5 protein-coding genes and 1 pseudogene are annotated in these 7,568 nt (G+C 72.6%); 4 read left to right on the forward strand and 2 right to left on the reverse strand.

Annotation, left to right across the window (positions count from 1 at the left end):
- The 4 genes from EII35_RS16060 to EII35_RS15030 form a co-directional block, all read left to right on the forward strand.
- Window positions 1-383: hypothetical protein (locus EII35_RS16060; RefSeq protein WP_185744385.1), on the forward strand; the 383-nt coding region annotated here is incomplete at its 5' end.
- The gene (locus EII35_RS15020; protein WP_125229275.1) at window positions 380-1,471 is read left to right on the forward strand and encodes an ATP-binding protein; all 1,092 of its coding nucleotides are present in this window, start codon (window positions 380-382) and stop codon (window positions 1,469-1,471) included. The genes EII35_RS16060 and EII35_RS15020, both read left to right, overlap by 4 nt.
- Entirely contained in the window at window positions 1,468-4,806 is a 3,339-nt protein-coding gene (locus EII35_RS15025; RefSeq protein WP_260465151.1) for a DUF5682 family protein, read from the forward strand. Before EII35_RS15020 ends, EII35_RS15025 begins: the two co-directional genes overlap by 4 nt.
- Window positions 4,803-6,368, forward strand: coding sequence for a hypothetical protein (locus EII35_RS15030; RefSeq protein WP_125229276.1), 1,566 nt, complete (start codon window positions 4,803-4,805; stop codon window positions 6,366-6,368). The genes EII35_RS15025 and EII35_RS15030 overlap by 4 nt, the downstream gene beginning before the upstream one ends.
- Here the strand turns inward: EII35_RS15030 and zupT are convergent.
- On the reverse strand, window positions 6,355-7,152 hold the full coding sequence (gene zupT, locus EII35_RS15035) for a zinc transporter ZupT (protein ID WP_125229277.1): 798 nt from the start codon (window positions 7,150-7,152) through the stop codon (window positions 6,355-6,357). The two genes, EII35_RS15030 and zupT, sit on opposite strands and share 14 nt — an antisense overlap.
- Before the next feature lie 60 nt (window positions 7,153-7,212).
- A pseudogene (locus EII35_RS16275) lies at window positions 7,213-7,568 on the reverse strand (hypothetical protein); the annotation flags it as partial.

Consider the following 7,568-nt stretch of genomic DNA (forward strand, 5'->3'; position numbering starts at 1 on the left):
ATTGGCTCCAACTCCTCACCCTCCACAACCCCACCGACAAGAACATCCACCACTGGAACGGCTGGAAGAAAACCCAGCGTCTCAAGGCCGCCGAGCCACTGATCGAGAAGGGACTGGTCATCGAGGCCACACGCCCCCGCGCCGGACGCACCCTCTTCCTCCCCGGCGCCTGGCTGCAGGCCCGCAGCCCACACCCACCAATGGAGACCTGGAAGGCCTGCTTGTACCACCTCGAGGACGCAACGAAGGTGAAACCACCCTTCGAGGTCGTCCTCCCACTCATTCCCCTCCCCCAGCTGTTCACCGACGCCTGGCGGCGCTACCGTGAGGGCCACATCCCCGGCCACGACGACCAAACAACCGAGAGGCACCACACACGATGACTTCCCCACAGACCCAGCAGGTGCCGCCGCCCGAGGTGCGCCACGCCGACGAGCTGGCCCGGCTCGCCGAGGAGCCCGGGGCTCGACCCCCCGGCTGGCGGATGACCCCGTCGGCGGTGGTGTCCTTCATCTGCGGCAACGACCGATTGAAGGTCAGCCGCAAGTTCGTCGGCGACGTCTCGCTCATCGAACGCTGCGTCATCACGTTGGCTGGGGAGCGGGCCCTGCTGCTCGTCGGCGAACCCGGCACCGCCAAGTCCATGCTGTCGGAGCTCCTCGCCGCCGCCATCTGCGGCACCTCCGGCCTCACCGTGCAGGGCTCGGCCGGGACCACCGAGGACCAGCTGCGCTACGGCTGGAACTACGCCCAGCTGCTCGCGAAGGGCCCCAGCGAGGAGGCGCTCGTCGACTCCCCCGTCCTCGCCGCCATGCGGACCGGACGGGTCGCCCGCATCGAGGAGATCACCCGCTGCCTGCCCGAGGTGCAGGACGGCCTGGTCTCGGTGCTGTCCGAGCGCCGCCTCGCCGTCCCCGAACTCGGCGAGTACGCCGTCCACGCCGTCCCGGGTTTCTGCATCATCGCCACCGCCAACCTGCGCGACCGCGGCGTCTCCGAGATGTCCGCCGCCCTGAAACGCCGGTTCAACTTCGAGGCCGTCGACCCCATCTCCGACGCCGACGCCGAGATCGCCCTCGTGACGGAACGGACCCGGCAGACGCTGGAGGCCGCCGGGGCCCCCGCCACCGTCGACGAGGTGGTGGTGGAGACCCTCGTCACGGCCTTCCGCGAGCTGCGCTCAGGGAGGACTCAGGAGGGTTGGTCGGTGGAGAAACCGTCGACGGTGCTGTCCACGGCGGAGGCCGTCGCGATCTCCGGCTCCATCGCATTGGCGGGGGCCTTCTTCCCCCACGCCCACGACGGGGTGCGCCTCATCCCCGGGCAGCTCCTCGGCGCGGTCCGCAAGGACGACGCCGACGACGGGGCCAGGCTCCGTGCCTACTGGGACCAGGTGGTCAAGCGCCGGGCGCAGGACGGCCGCCACACCTGGGTGCAACTGTGGGAACAGCGTCACGTCCTGGCGAAGTGACCCTCCCCGTGGACGTCCTCGACCCCCGGGCGGCCGTCGCCGATCTCGTCGACTGCCGTTCGCCGTTCCTCATCGGCATCCGCCACCACTCGCCCGCGATGGCGGTGGCGGTCCCCCGACTGCTCGACGAGCACCGCCCCGACGTGCTCGCCATCGAACTGCCCGCCGAGGCCCGCGACTGGTTGGACTGGCTGAGCCATCCCGAGGCGACGGCACCGCTGGCCCTGGCCTTCTCCGGGCGCGACGGCCTGGCCTTCTACCCGTTCGCGGACTTCTCCCCTGAGCTGGCGGCGCTGCGTTGGGCGCGGCGGCACGGCGTCGAGGTCGTCTGCATCGACCTCCCCCTGGCCGCCACCGCCCCGGAGGACGCCCCCACGCAGGACAACGGCGATCCCCGGTGGCAGGCCGCCCTGACCCGACGGGCCCGCGCCGAGCCCGGGGATGTGGGCGAGACCTGGGATCGACTCGTCGAGGCCCCCGCCCCCGCCTCGACCGCGGAGCAGCTGCGGGTCGCGGGGCTGGCCCATGGCTGGGCGACGCGGCAGGCCGAGGGAGGCATCGACGCCTTCAACGCCGCCCGGGAGGCCTGGATGCGGCTGCGGCTGGCACCGCTGCTCTCGCAGGGTCAACGGGTCGCCGCCGTGATCGGCTCGTTCCACGCGGCGGCGCTCCTGCCGTCGGACGACCCCATCCCGGAGCCGCCACCCACCGAGGGCGATGTCACCGGCTGCATCGTGGCCTACACCTTCGCCCAGCTCGACTCCCGCTCCGGCTACCCCGCGGGCATCCGCGATCCCGGCTGGCAGCAGGTCGTCGTCGACTCGGGCCTGGACCCCGAGGTCATCCGCGCCGAGGCCACCCGCGCGATCACCGAGATCACCCGGGCGCTGCGGCAGGCCACCCATCCGGCGGGCCCCGGGGAGGCCGCCGAGACCGCACGCATCGCCCTCGATCTGGCCACCCTCAGGGGACTCACCGCCCCCTCACGCCGGGAACTCATCGAGGCCGTCACAACGGTGCTGGCGCAGGGGGAGGTGCTGGGCCGTGGCCGCATCGTCGCCGCCGCCCTGGAGCAGGTCCTCATCGGGGAGCGGGCCGGTCGTCTCGCCCCCGACACCCCCGTCTCGCCGCTACGGGAGACGCTGCGCGGCGAACTGTACGCCGCCCGCGTCGACCCCGACCGCCCCACCTCCTGGTCCCTCACCCCGCTGCGCGGCTCCCTCGACCTCACCCGCCACGTCCTGTTCACCCGGCTCCTGGTCGGCGGGGTCTCCTTCGCCGCCCCGAAGGGCACGACCATCTGGCGCGGGGCGGAGACCACGACGATGGGGTGGGAGACGGCCTGGACCGCCGCCACGGATGCGAGCATCCAGCTGGCGGCCGCGAAGGGACTCGCCGCGGCCCAGCTCGCGGACACCGTCCTCCTCAGCCGCCAGGTCACCACGGCCGACGAGGCCCGCTCGCTCCTCATCGACTCCGCCGGCTGCGGCTCCGTCCCCGCGACGGAGCGCGCCCTCACGGTGCTCGCCGGCCATGCCGCGTCAATCTCGTTCCGCACCGCCGTCGACCTGCACCTGGCCCTGAGCGACGTCGAGCTGGCCCGCGTCCCCGGCGCCCAGTTGCTACCCGCCCCCCTCCGGGAGCGGGCCGGGACGCTGCGGGAGGAGTTCACCGCCGCCGCGGTCAGGGAGCTCGCAGGCGTCGCGGGGTCCGACGACCCCGCCGACGCCGCCGCCCTCGCCGCCTTCGTCGAGGCCGGGCGCGACCACGAACTGAGCCTCGCGGGGGCCCTGTCCCACCTCACCGACGACGGTTCCCCACTCATGCAGGGGGCGGCCCTCGGCCTGCTCCTCGACGACGAGACGGCGGCAGGGCGCATCACCGCCTGGCTGGACTCCCACCACACGAGCGACGCCCGCCGAGCGCTGCGTCGTCGCATCAGCGGCCTTCTCATCACCGCGGGGGGCCGCTTCGACACCGCGGCCGCGACCCTGGCGTTGGCCGAACGCGTCGCCACCATTCCCGACGAGCACTTCGTCGCCGTCCTGCCAAGTCTGAGGGGCGGATTCGACGTGCTCACCCCGGAGGCCCGGGCAGGACTGCTGCAGGATCTGGGGCGGGAGCTCGGCAGGGCCCGGACCCTGGCCCTGCCGCCGGAGGAGGCGGTGGCGGCCGCCCGGTACGACGCGGAGGCCCGGACCCGTCTCGCCGCGCTGGGGCTCGCCGATGTGGCCTTCTCCCCCGCCGAGCGGTGGCGGCTCGTCCTCGGCGAGCACCGTGACCGGCTGTCCCAGCGGGGCAGGCGCATGGCGTCGGCCCTCGACGAGTTGTACGGGCGTCCCGGGTCCGACAGCCTCGACGCAGGCGCCCGCGGTGCTGGCTCCGGTCCCTCCCAGCTCGGGGTAAGGCAGTGGCAGGAGGAGATCGAGGCGCTGTTCGGCCACGACGAGGTGCAGGAGATCTTCTCCGACGCCGCGGCGGGCGGCAGGGGCGACGTGCTGGAACGCCTCTCCCCCGACCAGGTGCGTCCCTCCGTCGACCTCCTCGCCACCGCCTTGTCGTTGGCCGGCGGGTTGTCCGAGGGGCGCCTCGCGCGGCTGCGGCCGCTGGTGAGGAAGGTGGTGCGGGAGCTGAGCGAGGAACTCGCGATCCGGCTGCGCCCGGCCCTCACCGGGCTGGCGGTGGGCCGCCCCACGCGTCGCCGCACCGGCCGTCTCGACCTGGAACGCACCATCCGGGCCAATCTCAAGCAGGTGGTGCCGCTCGACGGCCGCCCCCAGGTGGTCCCCGTCCATCCGGTGTTCCGTTCCCCGGTCGCGAAGGAGGTCGACTGGCACCTCATCGTGCTGGTCGACGTCTCCGGCTCGATGTCGGAGTCGGTGATCTACTCGGCGCTGACGGCGGCGATCCTGGCGGAGTCTCCCGTCCTCAGCGTCGAGTTCCTGGCCTTCTCCACCGAGGTGATCGACCTCACGGGCCATGTCGACGACCCGCTGAAGCTGCTGCTGGAGGTCGAGGTCGGCGGCGGCACGGACATCGCGGGGGCCCTGCACGTGGCGCGTTCCCGGGTCCGCATCCCGCAGCGGACCCTGCTGGTGCTCATCAGCGACTTCGAGGAACTCGGTTCCGCGGCCCCCATGATGGGCGAGATCGAGGCGCTGCGCGGTGCCGGGGTGACGATGATCGGGTGCGCCGCCCTCAACGATTCGGGCACCGGCGTCCACAACGTCGGCATCGCCGCCCGGGCCTCGGCGGCGGGAATGCGGGTGGCGTCGGTGTCGCCGCTCGACCTCGCCCGGTGGGTCGGCACCGTCGTCAGGGAGGCAAGTCGATGAGGATCGCCCCGGATCTGCTCGCGCGGATCGTCGACGCCCTGGCACCGCGGGTGAGGAAACGCGCCGACGCGCTGGTCGCGTCGCCGCCCGAGCTGGGGCAGGTCGTCGACTTCGGCAACGCCACCGTCACCCTGGCCGAGGTCGAGGTGGCGACGGCGGAGGATCAGTTGAACTGTGACTGCCTGCTCGCCCCCAACTGCGCCCATCGGGCGGCGGTGGCCCTGCTGCTCCCGGTCGCGGACGCCGACGACCAGGACGAGGGATTCCCCGCCACGCCCCCGCCGACCGGCAATCCCCGGGACCGGCTCCGCACAGCCACCGCCGATGATTCCGGCCCACTCACCACGGCCCAGCGGGACACCCTCGCCACCGTGCGGGCGCATCTCCACCGGACCCTTCTCGTCGGGTCGCGACGTCTCAGCGCCGCCGACCGGGGCGAGTTGGCGGCCGATCTGCACCGGCTGCGCACCCACGGGCTCGTCACCGCGGACCGGGGCCTCACCGGATTCGTCCGTTCCCTCTCCGGGACGGATCGTCCCAACGCGTTCGGCTTCGCCTCGGCCCTGGTGAACCTGCACCAGTTGAGTCTCCTGCCCGTGGATCGTCCGGCGGGGGAACTGCTGGGCCGGGCCCGGGAGACCTACCACGAGGTGGGCGGTCTGAAGCTGGAACCCCTGCACGCCGAGCCGATCGTCGCCGCGTCCGGCTTCGCGGGAACGCAGGTCAGCTTCATCGACGGGTGGGGCAACGTCTGGCAGGTCGTGAGGCTGCGTCCCGGGACGCTGCGCGACGTGCCCGGCCACTACCTGGCCGGGGAGACCTGGGCGGGGATCAGTGACTCCTCGGCGGTGCTGTCACGCCATCGCCTGCTCGTCTCCAACGCCACGGCCCGCGCCGACGGGAGGCTCGGCGGGGGCCGTCAGGTGCGGGCGGCGCGACTGGAACCCGCCTCGTCGTGGGAGACGCTGCCCGAGGGGTACCGCGTGGTCGAGGGCCCGATCACGGGCGGCGACCGGCAGGGGCTGGAGATCGCGGGGACCCGGTTGGTCCTGCTGCCCGCCGCGCGGGCCTTGGGTGCGGGGTTGGCGACGGAGCTGTTCGGGGCCGCCGTCGGGACCGAGGTCACCTGTCTGGCGCGCGGGGAGCACCTGCTTGGGATGCGCACCCGGGGCGGCGACATCCTGATACCCGAGGGGCTGCAGGACGTGTGGTGGCCGGGGCTGGACGAGGTGGATCGCTCCTGGGCGGGCACGTTGCCGACGCCGGTGTCCCCGACCGTGGCGGAGGTGGACCCCTCCGACTGGCTCGTCACCTCCCCCGCGGTGCGGGAGGTCACGTGGCGCTGGTGCGTGCGGGTGCTTGACGCCGGCCGGGCAGCCCTCAATTCCCCCCGGCTCCCGGAGGACATCGCCTGGTTGCACGCCGCCGGGGCACCGTTCGCCGCCGAGCTGCTCGCTTCCCTCAGCGCGTCGACGGGCGCGGGCTCCCGGCGGTTCGACGGGACCTGGGAGCCGGATCCCGACGCGCTGGCCCACGCCTGGCTGGCCCTCAGCCAGTACTGAACAACGCCAGGGAGATGGCCATCACCGCCATGCCCGCGACGAAGCCGTACACCGAGGTGTGGTGCTCCCCGTATTCGCGCGCCGCGGGGAGCAGCTCGTCGATGGAGATGAAGACCATCACCCCGGCGATGCCTGCGAACACCACGCCCAGCAGCGCTGGCGACAGCCACGGGGAGAGAAGGGCGTAGCCGATGACGGCTCCCGCCGGTTCCGCCAGCCCAGAAGCTGTGGCCAACCAGAAGGCACGCCGTCGGGATCCCGTGGCCTGGTGAATGGGTACCGCGACCGCGAGGCCTTCCGGGATGTTGTGGACGGCGATGGCGATGGCGACCGCCACCGCGATCCCGGGTTCCTGGAGGCCCGCGATGAAGGTGGCGAAGCCTTCGGGGAAGTTGTGGATGGCCAGCGCGATCGCGGTGAGCACGCCGGTGTGCACGAGGGCGCGTCGTCGTCGTTGGTCCTGCAGGGAGCCCGGTTCGTGCGGGTTGATGGCGGCCGGAACCATACGGTCGATCACCGCGATGGCGGCGGTTCCGGCGAAGAAGGCCGCGATCGCGTACCAGGTACCCAGTCGTTCACCTGCGGCGGAGACGAGTTGCTCCTGCCCCTCCGGAAGGATCTCCACGAGGGAGACGTAGATCATGACGCCAGCGGAGAAGCCGAGTCCGAGGCTCAGCGCGCGTGTGGACTCCGCCCGGCCCAGTACCCCGACCGCGCCGCCGATCGATGTGGACAGGCCCGCGAACAGCGTCAATGCGAACGCGAACCACACCTCGTGCCCCATGGCTGGAGAGTACGCCACAGGGGCGGGACCCTCAGGTCCCGCCCCTGTGTTGGTGATGGATCAGGCGCCGGTCTTGGGCAGACGCGGCTTCACCGGTCCGGGCTTCGGCGGCGTCGGCTTCACCGGGGCCGGCTGGCTCGGAGCAGGCTTGCTCGGAGCGGGCTGGCTCGGTGCCGGCATCGTCGGGGCAGGCTGGCTCGGGCTCGGGGCCGGCGGAGTCGGAGCAGGCTGGCTCGGGCTCGGGGCCGGAGGAGTCGGGGTCGGGGTCGGCTTGGCGCAGACCGCGGCCTGACCGGTCCAGGTGAACACAACCTCACCGTTGACAACCGACCAACCCTCAGGCAGCTTCGTCTCATCGATCTTGTACCCCGGCTTCGCCGTGGCCTTCACCACGACGGTCACCGTCTGACCCTCGG

It is taken from the genome of Arachnia propionica (assembly GCF_003932785.1).
Classification (GTDB): Bacteria; Actinomycetota; Actinomycetes; order Propionibacteriales; family Propionibacteriaceae; genus Arachnia; species Arachnia propionica_B.

Bases quoted from the DNA above. Each gene is read 5' to 3' on its own strand.
- zupT (WP_125229277.1), bottom strand. From the start codon at position 7,152: ATGGGGCACGAGGTGTGGTTCGCGTTCGCATTGACGCTGTTCGCGGGC.
- EII35_RS15020 (WP_125229275.1), top strand. From the start codon at position 380: ATGACTTCCCCACAGACCCAGCAGGTGCCGCCGCCCGAGGTGCGCCAC.
- EII35_RS15030 (WP_125229276.1), top strand. From the start codon at position 4,803: ATGAGGATCGCCCCGGATCTGCTCGCGCGGATCGTCGACGCCCTGGCA.